This window comes from Klebsiella sp. AqSCr (assembly GCF_008452795.1).
Classification (GTDB): domain Bacteria; phylum Pseudomonadota; class Gammaproteobacteria; order Enterobacterales; family Enterobacteriaceae; genus Klebsiella; species Klebsiella pneumoniae.
The window spans coordinates 92,221-108,748 of sequence record NZ_MJDM01000001.1; the positions used below are offsets into that span (position 1 = coordinate 92,221).

Annotated in this window: 14 protein-coding genes; 10 read left to right on the forward strand and 4 right to left on the reverse strand. The window is 58.4% G+C overall.

Annotated features, from left to right (window positions below; all coding sequences use genetic code 11):
- Nucleotides 1-118: 118 nt before the first annotated feature.
- From BHE81_RS00480 to deoD, 5 genes are all read left to right on the forward strand, one after another.
- Nucleotides 119-1,396, forward strand: coding sequence for a NupC/NupG family nucleoside CNT transporter (locus tag BHE81_RS00480; RefSeq protein WP_023343072.1), 1,278 nt, complete (start codon nucleotides 119-121; stop codon nucleotides 1,394-1,396).
- A 416-nt stretch (nucleotides 1,397-1,812) separates the two neighbouring features.
- Complete coding sequence (gene deoC / locus BHE81_RS00485; RefSeq protein ID WP_002887784.1) at nucleotides 1,813-2,592, forward strand: deoxyribose-phosphate aldolase; 780 nt, start codon at nucleotides 1,813-1,815, stop codon at nucleotides 2,590-2,592.
- Between the two features lie 113 nt (nucleotides 2,593-2,705).
- Entirely contained in the window at nucleotides 2,706-4,028 is a 1,323-nt protein-coding gene (gene deoA, locus BHE81_RS00490; RefSeq protein ID WP_020802798.1) for a thymidine phosphorylase, read from the forward strand.
- A 52-nt stretch (nucleotides 4,029-4,080) separates the two neighbouring features.
- Complete coding sequence (gene deoB, locus BHE81_RS00495; protein ID WP_004151380.1) at nucleotides 4,081-5,304, forward strand: phosphopentomutase; 1,224 nt, start codon at nucleotides 4,081-4,083, stop codon at nucleotides 5,302-5,304.
- A 102-nt stretch (nucleotides 5,305-5,406) separates the two neighbouring features.
- Nucleotides 5,407-6,126 (forward strand): purine-nucleoside phosphorylase, encoded by a 720-nt coding sequence (gene deoD, locus BHE81_RS00500; protein WP_002887789.1) that lies wholly within the window; start codon nucleotides 5,407-5,409, stop codon nucleotides 6,124-6,126.
- Between the two features lie 80 nt (nucleotides 6,127-6,206).
- Here the strand turns inward: deoD and lplA are convergent, their stop codons facing one another.
- Complete coding sequence (lplA, locus tag BHE81_RS00505; protein ID WP_002887791.1) at nucleotides 6,207-7,223, reverse strand: lipoate--protein ligase LplA; 1,017 nt, start codon at nucleotides 7,221-7,223, stop codon at nucleotides 6,207-6,209.
- Nucleotides 7,223-7,870 (reverse strand): YtjB family periplasmic protein, encoded by a 648-nt coding sequence (locus BHE81_RS00510; RefSeq protein ID WP_002887794.1) that lies wholly within the window; start codon nucleotides 7,868-7,870, stop codon nucleotides 7,223-7,225. Before BHE81_RS00510 ends, lplA begins: the two co-directional genes overlap by 1 nt.
- 104 nt (nucleotides 7,871-7,974) lie before the next feature.
- On the opposite strand from BHE81_RS00510, the gene serB reads away from it, so the two are divergent.
- From serB to nadR, 3 genes are read left to right on the forward strand one after another with little or no spacing between them, the layout of a single operon-like run.
- Complete coding sequence (gene serB / locus BHE81_RS00515; RefSeq protein WP_004146029.1) at nucleotides 7,975-8,946, forward strand: phosphoserine phosphatase; 972 nt, start codon at nucleotides 7,975-7,977, stop codon at nucleotides 8,944-8,946.
- A gap of 9 nt (nucleotides 8,947-8,955) precedes the next feature.
- Nucleotides 8,956-10,338, forward strand: a complete 1,383-nt coding sequence (gene radA, locus BHE81_RS00520; RefSeq protein WP_002887800.1) for a DNA repair protein RadA — start codon at nucleotides 8,956-8,958, stop codon at nucleotides 10,336-10,338.
- A 21-nt stretch (nucleotides 10,339-10,359) separates the two neighbouring features.
- A complete protein-coding gene (gene nadR, locus BHE81_RS00525; RefSeq protein WP_002887802.1) occupies nucleotides 10,360-11,592 on the forward strand; it encodes a multifunctional transcriptional regulator/nicotinamide-nucleotide adenylyltransferase/ribosylnicotinamide kinase NadR in 1,233 nt (410 codons plus the stop codon).
- 93 nt (nucleotides 11,593-11,685) lie between these two features.
- Here nadR and ettA read toward each other — a convergent pair whose 3' ends face one another.
- Nucleotides 11,686-13,353: an energy-dependent translational throttle protein EttA gene (gene ettA, locus BHE81_RS00530; RefSeq protein ID WP_002887805.1), complete on the reverse strand. Its 1,668-nt coding sequence runs from the start codon at nucleotides 13,351-13,353 to the stop codon at nucleotides 11,686-11,688.
- A 228-nt stretch (nucleotides 13,354-13,581) separates the two neighbouring features.
- On the opposite strand from ettA, the gene sltY reads away from it, so the two are divergent.
- Together sltY and trpR are read left to right on the forward strand one after the other, a co-directional pair.
- A complete protein-coding gene (gene sltY / locus BHE81_RS00535; RefSeq protein ID WP_004182874.1) occupies nucleotides 13,582-15,519 on the forward strand; it encodes a murein transglycosylase in 1,938 nt (645 codons plus the stop codon).
- A gap of 88 nt (nucleotides 15,520-15,607) precedes the next feature.
- On the forward strand, nucleotides 15,608-15,937 hold the full coding sequence (gene trpR / locus BHE81_RS00540) for a trp operon repressor (RefSeq protein WP_002887809.1): 330 nt from the start codon (nucleotides 15,608-15,610) through the stop codon (nucleotides 15,935-15,937).
- Here the strand turns inward: trpR and yjjX are convergent.
- Nucleotides 15,924-16,439 carry an inosine/xanthosine triphosphatase gene (gene yjjX / locus BHE81_RS00545; protein ID WP_002887810.1) on the reverse strand — a complete coding sequence of 172 codons (516 nt, stop codon included), beginning with the start codon at nucleotides 16,437-16,439 and terminating at the stop codon, nucleotides 15,924-15,926. The genes trpR and yjjX overlap by 14 nt on opposite strands.
- Nucleotides 16,440-16,528: the final 89 nt, after the last annotated feature.

The following is a 16,528-nucleotide window of genomic DNA, read 5'->3' on the forward strand; positions in this document are numbered from 1 at the left end:
TAATTGTCCATCCATATCATTGATTTGCTTAAAATGTGTGAAGCCAGACGGGCAGGATAGTTTCCGGCCGATATAATCACGCCGTTAGTACTGGACTATCGAAACACAGGGAATCTGTATGCAAATCCTCATGGGACTTATCGGCATGGTGGTGCTGTTGGCCATTGCTGTGCTGCTCTCCAATAACCGAAAAGCCATTAACCTGCGCACCGTGCTCGGCGCCTGGATAATCCAGGTGGGTATCGGCGCATTGATATTATATGTACCGGCCGGGCGCTCGGCGCTGCTAGCGATGTCGAATGGCGTCGCCAGCGTAATCGCCTATGGTAACGAAGGGATCAGCTTTATCTTCGGTGGGCTGGTCTCCGATAAAATGTTCGAGGTGTTTGGCGGCGGCGGCTTCGTCTTTGCCCTGCGCGTGCTGCCGGTGATCGTCTTCTTCTCGTCGCTGATTGCCGTGCTTTACTACCTGGGCATTATGCAGCTGGTCATTCGCATTCTCGGCGGCGCGCTGCGGGCAGTGCTGAAGACCTCACGTACCGAATCGCTGTCGGCCACGGCGAACATCTTTGTTGGCCAGACCGAAGCGCCGCTGGTGGTGCGTCCTTATATCGCCACCATGACTCGCTCGGAGCTGTTTGCGGTCATGTGCGGCGGCCTGGCCTCGGTGGCGGGCTCGGTACTGGCGGGCTATGCGCAGATGGGCGTTCCGCTGGAGTACCTTATTGCCGCGTCGTTTATGGCGGCGCCGGGAGGCCTGCTGTTTGCCAAAATTATCGTACCGGAAACGGAAAAACCGGACGATAACCCGGCTCATGACAGCCAAAGCGCTGACGCGGATAAACCGGCCAACGTGCTGGATGCTGCCGCCTCCGGCGCCGCGTCTGGTATGCAACTGGCGCTCAACGTCGGCGCGATGCTGCTGGCGTTTATTGCGCTGATCGCCCTGCTGAACGGCATACTCTCCGGCGTCGGCGGCTGGTTTAACCATCCTGAGCTGTCGCTGCAGATGATCCTCGGCCGGATCTTCTCACCGCTGGCGTGGGTGATTGGCGTGCCGTGGCACGAAGCGACGGTGGCGGGGTCGTTTATCGGCCAGAAGCTGATCATTAACGAGTTCGTGGCCTACATGAACTTTGGCGAATATTTAAAGGCGGATGCCGAAGTGGCGGCGGCCGGGCTGCAGGTCATTTCAGATCACACCAAAGCCATTATCTCTTTCGCGCTGTGCGGCTTTGCCAACCTGTCATCGATCGCCATTCTGATTGGCGGACTCGGGGGAATGGCGCCCAACCGGCGGCAGGATATCGCTCAGCTTGGGCTACGTGCGGTAGCGGCGGGGACGCTGTCCAACCTGATGAGCGCCACCATCGCCGGGGTTTTTCTCGCCCTGTAAGCCTGTCTCCTGAACCAGCGGCCACCGTGCCGCTGGTGTTGCTGTAAATGTGATAATTCCATCACCTCTCTCTTTTTTGAAAAATAGTTTATATTTCAATTTGTAGCGTTTTTATTGCCCGTAAGTTGGGCAAAATGTGCGCCACGCTATCGAGTGCATCTGTTATTGTGTGTTAGAATTATCACATTCTCATCGGCGGTATAGTATCGATTATGCTTAAGAGGGGACTAACGATAATTGCTGCGGTATTGAGTGCTAATTTGTGATTTTAATCACGTTACAGTAATGCAAATTAGTAAGTAGTTTTCATTAACTGTGATGAATGTCGAAGTGTAACGACGAGCGAATGTTACAATAGTAACAGACTCGCAAGGTGAACAAACTATTGATCCGGCATGACGCCGGCGGAGTATGAAATGACTGATTTAAAAGCAAGCAGCCTGCGCGCGTTAAAACTGATGGACCTGACCACTCTGAATGACGACGACACCAATGAGAAAGTCATTGCCCTGTGTCATCAGGCGAAAACGCCGGTGGGTAACACCGCGGCGGTCTGCATCTACCCGCGCTTCATCCCGATCGCCCGTAAGACGCTGAATGAGCAGGGGACGCCGGATATTCGCATCGCCACGGTCACCAACTTCCCGCACGGGAATGACGATATCGACATTGCGCTGGCGGAAACCCGCGCGGCGATCGCTTACGGAGCAGATGAAGTGGACGTGGTCTTCCCGTACCGCGCGCTGATCGCCGGCAACGAGCAGGTCGGTTTCGAGCTGGTGAAAGCCTGTAAGGAAGCCTGTGCGGCGGCTAACGTGCTGCTGAAAGTGATCATCGAAACCGGTGAGCTGAAAGAAGAAGCGCTGATCCGTAAAGCGTCTGAAATCTCTATCAAAGCTGGGGCCGATTTCATCAAAACCTCGACCGGTAAAGTGCCGGTGAATGCCACGCCGGAAAGCGCGCGCATCATGATGGAAGTGATCCGCGATATGGGCGTTGAGAAAACCGTTGGCTTCAAACCGGCGGGCGGCGTGCGCAGCGCGGAAGACGCGCAGCAGTTCCTGGCGATCGCTGATGAACTGTTCGGCGCCGACTGGGCCGATTCTCGTCACTATCGTTTTGGCGCATCCAGCCTGCTGGCTAGCCTGTTGAAAGCCCTGGGTCACGGCGACGGCAAGAGCGCCAGCAGCTACTAATCCCTTGATTTGCCGGATGGCGCTGCGCTTATCCGGCCTACGAATTGATGCCTGTAGGCCGGATAAGGCGCTCGCGCCGTCATCCGGCAATTTATTCTCTTTGGGAGGTTACCGTGTTTCTCGCACAAGAAATTATTCGTAAAAAACGTGATGGTCAGGCATTAAGCGATGAAGAGATCCGCTTTTTCATCAACGGCATCCGCGACAATACTATCTCTGAAGGGCAGATCGCCGCGCTGGCGATGACTATCTTCTTCCACGATATGTCTATGCCGGAGCGCGTTTCGCTGACCATGGCGATGCGGGATTCCGGTACCGTTCTGGACTGGAAAAGCCTCAACCTTAACGGTCCGATCGTCGATAAACACTCTACCGGCGGCGTCGGGGATGTCACTTCGCTGATGCTGGGGCCGATGGTGGCCGCCTGCGGTGGTTACGTACCGATGATCTCCGGCCGCGGCCTCGGCCATACCGGCGGTACGCTGGACAAACTGGAAGCGATCCCGGGCTTCGATATCTTCCCGGACGACAACCGCTTCCGCGAGATTATAAAAGATGTTGGCGTGGCAATTATCGGGCAGACCAGCTCCCTTGCCCCGGCCGACAAACGTTTCTATGCCACCCGCGATATTACCGCGACGGTGGACTCCATCCCGCTGATTACCGCCTCGATTCTGGCGAAGAAGCTGGCGGAAGGGCTGGACGCGCTGGTGATGGACGTTAAAGTCGGCAGCGGCGCCTTTATGCCGACCTATGAGCTTTCAGAAGCGCTTGCCGAAGCGATTGTTGGCGTCTCTAACGGTGCCGGCGTGCGCACCACCGCGCTGCTGACCGATATGAATCAGGTACTGGCCTCCAGCGCCGGCAACGCCGTTGAAGTTCGCGAAGCGGTGCAGTTCCTGACCGGCGAATACCGCAACCCGCGCCTGTTCGACGTGACAATGGCGCTGTGTGTGGAAATGCTGATCTCCGGCAAGCTGGCGGCGGACGATGCCGAGGCGCGCGCGAAGCTGCAGGCGGTGCTGGATAACGGTAAAGCGGCGGAAGTGTTTGGCCGCATGGTCGCGGCGCAGAAAGGGCCGAGCGACTTTGTCGAGAATTATGCTAATTATCTGCCGACGGCGATGCTGAGCAAAGCAGTCTATGCTGATACCGAAGGTTTTATCAGCGCGATGGATACTCGCGCGCTGGGCATGGCAGTGGTTTCTATGGGCGGCGGCCGCCGTCAGGCATCGGACACCATTGACTATAGCGTTGGCTTTACCGAGATGGCGCGTCTGGGTGACCGCGTCGACGGACAGCGTCCGCTGGCGGTGATCCATGCCAAAGACGAGAACAGCTGGCAGGAGGCCGCGAAAGCGGTCAAAGCGGCCATTAAACTGGACGATAAAGCCCCGGAAATTACACCGACAGTCTATCGCCGTATCACTGAATAGCGATATACTGATCTGATCGCTTTTTTGCAGCGCAAGATGTATGGAGAACAAGATGAAACGTGCATTTATCATGGTGCTGGACTCCTTTGGGATTGGCGCAACGGAAGACGCAGACCGCTTTGGCGACGTCGGCGCCGATACGCTGGGCCACATTGCAGAAGCCTGCGCCAAAGGCGAGGCTGACCACGGCCGCAAAGGCCCGCTGAATTTACCGAACCTGACCCGTCTGGGTCTGGTGAAAGCGCATGAAGGCTCCACCGGTAAAATTGCCGCGGGTATGGATGGCAATGCCGAAGTGATTGGCGCCTATGCCTGGGCGCATGAACTTTCTTCCGGTAAAGATACCCCGTCCGGCCACTGGGAAATCGCCGGCGTGCCGGTGCTGTTTGACTGGGGCTACTTCAGCGACCAGGAAAACAGTTTCCCGCAGGAGCTGCTGGATAAGCTGGTGAAACGCGCCAACCTGCCGGGCTATCTCGGCAACTGCCACTCCTCCGGGACGGTGATCCTCGATCAGCTCGGCGAAGAGCATATGAAAACCGGGAAACCGATCTTCTATACCTCCGCTGACTCGGTGTTCCAGATCGCCTGTCACGAAGAGACCTTTGGCCTCGACAAGCTGTATGAGCTGTGCGAAATCGCGCGTGAAGAGCTGACCGAAGGCGGCTATAACATTGGTCGCGTGATTGCTCGTCCTTTCGTGGGCGACAAAGCCGGTAACTTCCAGCGTACCGGTAACCGTCACGACCTGGCGGTAGAGCCGCCGGCGCCGACCGTGCTGCAGAAGCTGGTCGACGAGAAAAACGGCCACGTGGTGTCCGTGGGTAAAATCGCCGATATCTATGCCAACTGCGGTATCACTAAGAAAGTGAAAGCCACCGGGCTGGACGCGCTGTTCGACGCGACCATCAAAGAGATGAAGGAAGCGGGCGACGAGACTATCGTCTTCACTAACTTCGTCGATTTTGACTCCTCCTGGGGCCACCGTCGTGACGTCGCTGGCTATGCGGCGGGTCTGGAGCTGTTCGACCGCCGTCTGCCGGAGCTAATGGAGCTGGTTGGTGAGGACGACATCCTGATCCTTACCGCCGACCACGGCTGCGACCCGACCTGGACTGGTACTGACCACACCCGCGAGCATATCCCGGTGCTGGTGTACGGCCCGAAAGTGAAACCAGGTTCGCTCGGTCACCGTGAAACCTTCGCGGACATCGGCCAGACTATTGCGAAATACTTTGGTACGTCTGACATGGAATATGGCAAAGCCATGTTCTGAGGTCATTGCCCGGTGGCGCACAGCGATCCGGGCCTACGATTTGTAGGCCGGGTAAGGCGTAGCCGCCACCCGGCAAAAACAACAATGTAAAAGGAACTGAAGATGGCAACTCCTCACATTAACGCAGAAATGGGCGATTTCGCTGACGTCGTTTTGATGCCGGGCGACCCGCTGCGCGCGAAGCACATTGCAGAAACCTTCCTCGAAGACGTGCGTGAAGTGAACAACGTGCGCGGCATGCTGGGCTTCACCGGTACCTATAAAGGCCGCAAAATCTCCGTGATGGGCCACGGGATGGGTATCCCGTCCTGCTCTATCTACACCAAAGAGCTGATCACCGATTTCGGCGTGAAGAAAATCATCCGCGTGGGCTCCTGCGGCGCGGTGCGTGAAGATGTCAAACTGCGTGACGTGGTGATCGGCATGGGCGCGTGCACCGACTCTAAAGTGAACCGTCTGCGTTTCAAAGACCATGATTTTGCGGCGATTGCCGATTTCGGCATGGTGCGTAATGCGGTAGACGCGGCGAAAGCACTAGGCGTTGACGCGCGCGTCGGCAACATCTTCTCCGCAGACCTGTTCTATACGCCGGACCCGTCCATGTTCGACGTGATGGAAAAATACGGCATTCTGGGCGTGGAAATGGAAGCGGCGGGTATCTACGGCGTGGCGGCGGAGTTCGGCGCGAAAGCGCTGACCATCTGCACCGTCTCCGACCACATCCGTACCCACGAGCAGACCACTGCCGCTGAACGTCAGACGACCTTCAACGACATGATCAAAATCGCGCTGGAATCCGTGCTGCTGGGCGATAAAGAGTAAGAGCTGTTGTGCCGGGTGGCGGCTTCGTCTGACCCGGCCTACGGTTTTCCAGGCCCGCTAAGCGCAGCGGGCTTTTTTTATCAGCGCACTGCGCCGGCAATCCACGCCGACAGTTCTTTCAGTTCCGCTTCCTGCTCCGGGAAATCGCCGACCAGCGCCTCGCACTGCTGCTGTAATACTTCTGCCCGATACTGACAGCCGACTAAGCGTGCCGCCAGGGCCTCCAGCGGCGCCGGGTTCAGGCTATCGGTAAAGGCCTGCGCGCGGGTGATATGCCCTTTTTCGACGTCAAAATGCAGCTCAACGCCGCCCCAGCGAAAGCGCTCGTCCAGAAGATGAGAGAAGGCCGGCGCCTGGCCGAAGTTCCACTCCCAGCTGCTCTGACGGGCGAAGGTCTCAGCAAAATTTGGTAGATCCGGCGTGTTGTCCGGGGAGATCACCTCGGCGTCCACCCGTTCGCCGTAATGGCTGAAGAATGCTTCCTGGATCGCCTCGCAAACTTGCTGATGGGTAATGCCCGGCAGCAGCTCAACCAGGTTCGCCACCCGTCCGCGCACCGAGGTAATGCCTTTAGCCTGCAGCTTTTTCTGGTCCGGATTGAGGTAGTTGGCGAGACGGCTTAAATCGGCGTTGAGCAGCAGGGTGCCGTGATGAAAACCGCGGTCCATGGTTTCACGATAGGCGGAGCCGGAGACTTTGCGGTCGCCGCTGTCGGTTTTGACCACCAGATCGTTGCGCCCGGAGGCTTCGGCGGTTACGCCGAGTGAATTAAGCGCCGCCAGCACAATAGCGGTGGAGACGGTTTTGTCGTACTCCGGTTTGCCTGCCATAAAGGTAAAGCAGGTATTGCCGAGGTCGTGGAACACCGCGCCGCCGCCGCTGCTGCGACGGGCCAGCCGCACATGGTCTTCTTCCATGCGGCGGGTATTACACTCCTTCCACGGGTTCTGCGCGCGGCCGATGACCACGGTATCGGCATTGCGCCACAGGAACAGCACCCGCTGGGTGGCGGGCATCTGGCGGAAAATGCACTCCTCGACCGCCAGGTTGAACCACGGGTCGTAAGAGTCAGAGAGCAGGAGGCGCAATGTGGACATTATAGATTTCCTTTCTTTTCATCGTCTTCATCCTCAACCGGCTTGTTGGCGGTGAGCAGGAAGGGAGATTGCTGCCAGCGGGTGCGTTTGCCCTGCAGCAGCGTGCGGGTCAGCACCACGCCGATAGCCAGGGACAGTAACAGCATCAGGCGTAAGATATTGGTGGTATTATCCACCTGCTTCGCCTCGGTCGCCAGGGTATGAGTATCTAGGGTCAGACGCAGGTAGCCCAGCGGGCCGTTTTTTCCTGGCACCGGTTCGACAATCTGCTGGTTGAAGTAGCCGCCGGCTTTTTTACCATCCAGCGCCAGCCGGTCGCGAACCTCGACGCTTTCGCCAGAGCGCGCCACCAGGTCGCCCTGTTCGTCATATACGCCGGCGTCCAGGACGCGGCTGTTATGGGTTAGCTGGGTCAACAGCTGATTGATGCGCTTCTCGTCAGGCGTCTCGCTGCGCATCAGCGGCGCGAGATTCAGCACCACCTGCTGCGCCAGCGTGCGGGCCAGCTCTTCCAGCTGCGGATTGCGTTGTTTCTGACTGTTCTGACTGAACCACGAAGCGCCCTGCATCAGCGCGACGAGCAGGGCGAGACAGATAAGAACAATGACCGCACGATGCAGCCGGAATTTCAGTTTTGCGCGAACCATATTCCACCTTTGAAAATTTGCAGCTTAATGTTGCCAGAAGCGCTGGTTACAAGGTAGCCTCATGCGTTATTTTCCTCGCCTGAATGAAGAGATGTGGAGCCGTAATGCCTAACAGTTTGACCTGGTGCGACCTGCCTGAAGACGTTTCCCTGTGGCCTGGGTTGCCGCTTTCCCTGAGCGGCGACGAGGTCATGCCGCTGGATTATCACGCCGGGCGCAGCGGCTGGCTGCTGTATGGTCGCGGTCTGGATAAACGTCGGCTGACGGCGTGGCAGCGTGAGCTGGGCGCCGCGTTAGTGATCGTTGCCTCCTGGGTGGTCGAGGATTACCAGGTGATCCGTCTGGCCGGTTCGCTGACTCCCCGTGCGACGCGACTGGCGCATGAGGCGGGGCTGGACGTCGCGCCATTGGGTAAAATTCCCCATTTGCGCACCCCGGGCCTGCTGGTGATGGACATGGACTCCACGGCGATTCAGATCGAATGCATCGATGAGATCGCGAAACTGGCCGGCACCGGCGAGCTGGTCTCGGAAGTGACCGAGCGGGCGATGCGTGGCGAGCTGGACTTCACCGCCAGCCTGCGCCAGCGCGTGGCGACGCTGAAAGACGCCGATGCCAGTATTTTGCTGCAGGTTCGCGACGCGCTGCCGCTGATGCCGGGCCTGGCGCAGCTGGTGCTCAAGCTGGAAACGCTGGGCTGGAAAGTGGCGATCGCCTCCGGCGGTTTCACCTTCTTTGCCGAGTATCTGCGCGACAAACTGCATCTCGACGCGGTATTCGCCAATGAGCTGGAGATCCGCGACGGCAAGCTCACCGGCAACGTGCTCGGCGATATCGTCGATGCGAAATATAAAGCCAATACGTTGCGCAAGCTGGCGGAAAAGTATGAGATCCCAACGGCGCAAACCGTGGCTATCGGCGATGGCGCCAACGACCTGCCGATGATTAAGGCAGCAGGGCTTGGCATCGCCTTTCACGCGAAGCCCAAAGTGAATGAACAGGCGGAAGTGACTATCCGCCACGCTGACCTGATGGGGGTATTCTGTATTCTCTCGGGCAGCATGAACCAAAAGTAAGAGGTAAACGTGGCGAAAGCTCCAAAACGCGCATTTGTCTGTAATGAATGTGGTGCGGATTATCCGCGCTGGCAGGGGCAGTGCAGCGCCTGCCATGCCTGGAACACCATCACCGAGATGCGCATCGCCGCGTCGCCGCAGGTGGCGAGAAACGAGCGTCTTTCAGGCTATGCCGGTAACGCCGGCGTGTCGAAGGTGCAGAAGCTGTCAGATATCAGCCTGGAGGCGCTGCCGCGTTTCTCCACCGGCTTTAAAGAATTTGACCGCGTGCTGGGCGGCGGCGTGGTGCCGGGCAGCGCGATCCTGATTGGCGGCAACCCCGGCGCGGGCAAATCGACGCTGCTGCTGCAAACCCTCTGCAAACTGGCGGAAGGGATGAAAACCCTGTACGTCACCGGGGAGGAGTCCCTGCAGCAGGTGGCGATGCGCGCCCATCGTCTCGGGTTGCCAACGGCCAACCTGAACATGCTCTCGGAAACCAGCATTGAGCAGATCTGTCAGATCGCCGATGAAGAAAAGCCGCAGCTGATGGTGATCGACTCCATCCAGGTGATGCATATGGCCGACGTGCAGTCGTCGCCGGGCAGCGTCGCCCAGGTACGGGAAACCGCGGCCTATTTGACGCGCTTTGCTAAAACTCGCGGCGTGGCGATTGTGATGGTCGGCCACGTCACCAAAGACGGCTCGCTGGCCGGTCCGAAGGTGCTGGAGCACTGTATCGACTGCTCGGTGCTGCTGGACGGGGATGCCGACTCCCGCTTCCGCACGTTGCGCAGCCATAAAAACCGCTTTGGCGCGGTGAACGAGCTGGGCGTCTTCGCCATGACCGAGCAGGGCCTGCGCGAAGTGAGCAACCCGTCCGCTATCTTCCTCAGCCGGGGAGATGAAATCACCTCCGGTAGCTCGGTGATGGTGGTCTGGGAAGGGACCCGCCCGCTGCTGGTGGAGATCCAGGCGCTGGTCGATCACTCAATGATGTCCAACCCGCGCCGCGTTGCGGTGGGGCTGGAACAGAACCGTCTGGCGATCCTGCTGGCGGTGCTGCACCGTCACGGCGGCCTACAGATGGCCGATCAGGACGTCTTCGTCAATGTGGTCGGCGGGGTGAAGGTCACGGAAACCAGCGCCGACCTGGCGCTGCTGCTGGCGATGGTCTCCAGCCTGCGCGACCGTCCTCTGCCGCAGGATCTGGTGGTCTTTGGCGAAGTGGGGCTGGCCGGGGAAATTCGCCCGGTACCGAGCGGTCAGGAGCGTATCTCCGAAGCGGCGAAGCACGGCTTCCGCCGCGCCATCGTCCCGGCGGCCAATGTGCCGAAAAAAGTGCCGGAAGGCATGCAAATCTTTGGCGTGAAAAAGCTTTCAGACGCGCTAAGCGTTTTTGACGACTTATAATAAGTTAAAAGGAGATTAGCGATGTCGTCATTTGACTATTTAAAAAGCGCCATTAAGCAGAAAGGCTGTACCCTGCAGCAGGTGGCGGAAGCCAGCGGAATGACCAAGGGGTATCTCAGCCAGTTGCTGAATGCCAAAATCAAAAGCCCGAGCGCGCAGAAGCTTGAAGCGCTGCATCGTTTCCTCGGGCTGGAGTTTCCCCGCCGACAGAAAAGCGTCGGGGTGGTGTTTGGTAAGTTTTACCCGCTGCATACCGGGCATATCTATCTGATACAGCGCGCCTGTAGCCAGGTCGACGAGCTGCATATCATTATGGGCTATGACGATACCCGCGACCGCGAGCTGTTCGAAGAGAGCGCCATGTCGCAGCAGCCGACGGTGCCTGACCGCCTGCGCTGGCTGCTGCAGACCTTTAAATATCAGAAGAATATTCGCATCCACGCCTTCAATGAAGAGGGGATGGAGCCCTATCCGCACGGCTGGGATGTCTGGAGCCATGGGATCCGCGCGTTCATGAGTGAAAAAGGGATTGAGCCGAACCGGATCTATACCTCGGAAGAGGCCGATGCGCCGCAGTACCTTGAGCATCTGGGGATCGAGACGGTGCTTATCGATCCTAAGCGGACCTTTATGAATATTAGCGGCGGGCAGATCCGTGAGAACCCGTTCCGCTACTGGGAATATATTCCGACGGAAGTGAAACCGTTCTTTGTGCGGACGGTGGCGATCCTCGGCGGCGAGTCGAGCGGTAAATCGACGCTGGTCAATAAGCTCGCCAATATCTTCAACACCACCAGCGCCTGGGAGTATGGCCGCGATTATGTCTTTTCGCATCTCGGCGGTGATGAGATGGCGCTCCAGTATTCGGATTACGATAAAATTGCCCTCGGGCATGCGCAGTATATTGATTTTGCAGTGAAATACGCCAACAAGGTGGCGTTTATCGATACCGACTTCGTCAGCACTCAGGCCTTCTGCCTGAAGTACGAGGGGCGTGAGCACCCGTTCGTGCAGGCGCTGATTGATGAATACCGTTTCGACCTGGTGATCCTGCTGGAGAACAATACCCCGTGGGTGGCCGATGGACTGCGCAGTCTTGGGAGCTCGGTGGATCGTAAAGAGTTTCAGTCGTTGCTGGTATCGCTGCTGAAAGAGAACGAGATCGAATTCGTCCATGTGAAGGAGTCGGACTACGATGCCCGGTTCCTGCGCTGCGTCGAGCTGGTGAAACAGCTGATGGGCGAGCAGGGGTAGGGGCTCTGCGGGCTGTTGCCCTCACCCCAACCCTCTCCCAATGGGAGAGGGAGCAAACATTAAAAAAGGCAACTTGCGTTGCCTTTTTGCGTTTTATTTCGCGATACGTTTGTACTTGATTCGCTTCGGCTCCAGCGCGTCGGCGCCGAGAGTGCGTTTCTTGTACTCTTCGTACTCGGTAAAGTTACCTTCGAAGAACTCAACCTTACCTTCATCCTGGTAATCCAGAATGTGGGTGGCAATACGGTCAAGGAACCAGCGGTCGTGCGAGATAACCATCGCGCAGCCCGGGAACTCCAGCAGGGCGTTTTCCAGCGCGCGCAGGGTTTCGATATCCAGGTCGTTGGTTGGTTCATCGAGCAGCAGGACGTTACCGCCGACCTGCAGCAGTTTCGCCAGGTGCAGACGACCACGTTCACCGCCGGACAGCTCGCCAACGCGTTTACCCTGGTCGACGCCTTTGAAGTTAAAGCGGCCCACGTAGGCGCGGCTCGGCATCTCGGTGTTGCCGATCTTCATGATATCCAGGCCGCCAGACACTTCTTCCCACACGGTCTTACTGTTGTCCATCGCGTCGCGGAACTGATCGACGGAAGCCAGCTTAACGGTTTCACCCAGGGTGATGGTGCCGGAATCAGGCTGTTCCTGGCCGGACATCATGCGGAAGAGGGTGGATTTACCCGCGCCGTTCGGACCGATGATGCCGACGATAGCGCCTTTCGGTACCGAGAAGCTCAGATCGTCAATCAGAACGCGGTCGCCGTAGGATTTGCGCAGATGGCTGACTTCCAGAACTTTATCGCCCAGACGCGGGCCTGGCGGAATGAACAGTTCGTTAGTCTCGTTACGTTTCTGATATTCAACGTTGTTAAGCTCTTCAAAGCGCGCCAGGCGGGCTTTGCCCTTAGACTGACGGCCTTTCGCGCCCTGGCGAACCCACTCGAGTTCTTTCTCGATAGATTTGCGGCGTGCGGCTTCCTGAGAAGCTTCCTGCGCCAGACGCTGGTCTTTCTGCTCCAGCCAGGAGGAGTAGTTGCCTTCCCACGGAATACCTTCGCCGCGGTCAAGCTCGAGGATCCAGCCGGCGACGTTATCAAGGAAGTAACGGTCGTGGGTAATCGCCACCACGGTGCCTTCGAAGTCGTGCAGGAAGCGTTCCAGCCAGGCGACGGACTCGGCGTCGAGGTGGTTGGTCGGTTCGTCGAGCAGCAGCATATCCGGTTTTTCCAGCAGCAGACGGCACAGCGCGACGCGGCGGCGTTCACCACCGGAAAGATTAGCGATTTTCGCATCCCAGTCCGGCAGGCGCAGGGCGTCGGCCGCGCGCTCCAGCTGGACGTTCAGGTTGTGGCCGTCGTGCGCCTGGATAATCTCTTCGAACTTGCCTTGCTGTGCGGCAAGCTTATCGAAGTCCGCATCCGGCTCGGCGTATTTGGCATAGACTTCGTCCAGCCCCTTCAGCGCGTTAACCACTTCGGCGACCGCTTCTTCCACGGACTCGCGCACGGTGTGTTCCGGGTTGAGCTGCGGCTCCTGCGGCAGGTAGCCGATTTTGATGCCGGGCTGCGGACGCGCTTCACCTTCGATCTCGGTGTCGATACCGGCCATGATGCGCAGCAGGGTAGATTTACCGGCGCCGTTCAGACCGAGCACACCGATTTTCGCGCCAGGGAAAAAGCTGAGGGAGATATTTTTCAAAATATGACGTTTCGGCGGTACCACTTTGCCGACACGATGCATGGTATAAACGAATTGAGCCACGTTGGACTTCGCCTCTTTCTATTTTGATAGATAGTTCAAAGCCGAAGTGTAGCCTTTTTCGCGCGCTAATCCCAGCGAGGCGACAGGATTCACAGAAGCGTAAAAAAATGTCCAGGACATGGCGCGTTTAGCGTTGTCTGATTAGCATAAGTAAAGCCGCCTGCCGAACCGGCAGGGGTTTTTAAGCGGCACGATGCTGCGAAAATGCACCGGAAAGAGGAAGAGCTTGTGGAAAAAGCCAAAAAAATGGCGTGGCATCTTTTGGCTGCCAGCGTTGGTTTGTTGACGTTGAGTCAGCTGGCGCATGCGGATTCACTGGATGAACAGCGCAGCCGCTACGCACAAATTAAGCAGGCGTGGGATAACCGGCAGATGGATGTAGTCGACCAGCTGATGCCCACGTTAAGCACCTATCCCCTTTATCCCTATTTGCAGTACCGACAGATCACCGACGATCTGATGAACCAGCCGGCGCTGGTGGTGAAAAACTTTATTGACGCCAATCCGACGCTGCCCCCTGCGCGTTCATTACGTTCGCGCTTCGTGAATGAACTGGCCCGGCGCAGCGACTGGCGCGGCTTGCTGGCGTTTAGCCCGGATAAGCCGACCAGCACCGAGGCGCAGTGCAACTATTACTACGCCAAGCTGAGCGTGGGGCAGTCGCAGGAGGCCTGGAGCGGGGCGAAAGAGCTGTGGCTGACGGGCAAGAATCAGCCCGGCGCCTGTGAACCGCTGTTCAGCGCCTGGCGCGACTCCGGTCAGCAGGATCCGCTGGCCTATCTCGAACGGATCCGCCTGGCGATGAAGGCCGGCAATATCGGGCTGGTGAAATCGCTGGCCCAGCAAATGCCCGCCAACTACCAGAGCATCGCCAGCGCCGTGGTCGCCCTGGCTAACGATCCAAACAGCGTCCTCACCTTCGCCCGCACCACCGGGGCGACGGACTTTACCCGTCAGATGGCCGCCGTCGCCTTCGCCAGCGTCGCCCGCCAGGACGTGGAAAATGCCCGCCTGATGATCCCTTCGCTGGTACAGGCTCAGCAGCTCAATGAGGATCAGACCCAGGAACTGCGCGATATTGTCGCCTGGCGCCTGATGGGTAGCGATGTAACCGAAGAGCAGGCCATCTGGCGCGATGACGCAATCATGCGTTCGCAGTCCACGCCGCTGGTGGAGCGGCGGGTACGGATGGCGTTGGGGACGGGCGATCGCCATGGCCTCAACACCTGGCTGGCGCGTCTGCCGATGGAGGCGAAAGAGAAAGACGAATGGCGCTACTGGCAGGCGGATCTGCTGCTGGAGCGCGGCAGGGATGAGGAGGCGCAGGCGATCCTTCGCTCGTTGATGCAACAGCGAGGCTTCTACCCGATGGTCGCCGCGCAGCGTCTTGGCGAGGAGTATACCTTCCGCATCGATAAAGCCTCGGGCACCATCGATCCGGCGCTGGCCTCCGGGCCGGAGATGGCGCGGGTACGTGAGCTGATGTACTGGAATATGGATAACACCGCGCGCACCGAATGGGCCAACCTGGTCACTAGTCGCACCAAATCCCAGCAGGCGCAGCTGGCGCGCTATGCCTTCGATCAGCACTGGTGGGATCTGAGCGTGCAGGCGACGATCGCCGGTAAGCTGTGGGATCAGCTGGAAGAACGTTTCCCGCTGGCCTATAACGACCTGTTTGCCCGCTATGTTAGCGGCAAAGATATTCCGCAGAGCTACGCGATGGCGATTGCCCGTCAGGAGAGCGCCTGGAACCCGAAAGTGCGCTCGCCGGTCGGCGCCAGCGGACTGATGCAGATTATGCCGGGCACCGCGACGCATACCGTCAGTATGTTCAGCATTCCCGGCTACAGCGGCCCGTCGCAGCTGTTGGATCCGGAAACCAACATCAACATCGGCACCAGCTATCTGCAGTACGTTTATCAGCAGTTCGGCAATAACCGTATCTACGCCTCAGCGGCCTATAACGCCGGGCCGGGCCGGGTACGCAGCTGGCAGGGGAACAGCGCCGGACGGATCGACGCCGTGGCGTTTGTCGAGAGTATTCCGTTTTCGGAAACCCGCGGCTACGTGAAGAATGTCCTCTCCTATGACGCCTACTACCGCTACTTTATGGGGCAGCAGGATAAGATCCTCAGCGATGCGGAGTGGCGCCAGCGTTACTGATCGCCGGGAAGTATGTTATGCTTTGTACTCGTTGAAGAGTACATTCGACGGGCAGCGTAAGCTGCCCGTCTCAATATGGTGGCGCGATATGACCCAACAATCTCCCTATTCCGCGGCCGTTGCCGAACAACGTCATCAGGAGTGGCTGCGCTTTGTTGCCCTGCTTCAGCAGGCCTATGCTGAGGATCTGCATCTGCCGTTGCTGCAGCTGATGCTGACGCCCGACGAGCGCGAAGCCCTGGGTACCCGGGTGCGCATTATCGAAGAGTTGCTGCGCGGCGAGATGAGCCAGCGTGAGCTGAAAAATGAGCTCGGCGCCGGAATTGCGACCATTACCCGCGGGTCGAACAGCCTGAAATCGGCGCCGGTAGAGCTGCGCCAGTGGCTGGAGCAGACGCTGCTGGCTAGCGATAAATAGCGTTATGGAACGGGCTTAGCGCCAGCACGACCGCCTGGTGGTAAACGCTGCTGCGGGTTAATCTGCCGCCGGTGAAAACCCCAATCGCCCCCTCTTTACGACCGATCTGATCGATGCCGGTATACTGCGACATGACCGGGCCGAGGGCTTCGCCAGCGCGAACCTGCTCAAGAATAACGTCAGGCAACGGCAGCGTGGCTGAGCGCGCTTCTCCGCGCTGGCTGGCGCTTTCGATGACCACCCAGCTAAAGGTGCTGTCATCGTCGATACCGGCTTCGATGGCTACCCAGAAATCGGCATTTGGCTGGGCAAGGCGCGCATTGGCGACGCGATTTCGTGCGCCAGCGCGCGTTTCCTCGCTGCCGAAGGGCTGTTCCGGCACGCCGCTCTCGACGGCGACGGACTCAATGTGGCAGGATCCTTCGCCGAAAATCTCGTCAAAAGCCTGCAGAATTGCCTGAATTTTGGCGGGATTAGTGGTCGCTGAGACAACATGGTGCATAATCAAAACAACTCAGAATAAACTAACGTCATCGCAGTATACTCTAAATCACCCCGAGGGCAGGCGGTAATGCCCGAAAGCGGTTGATA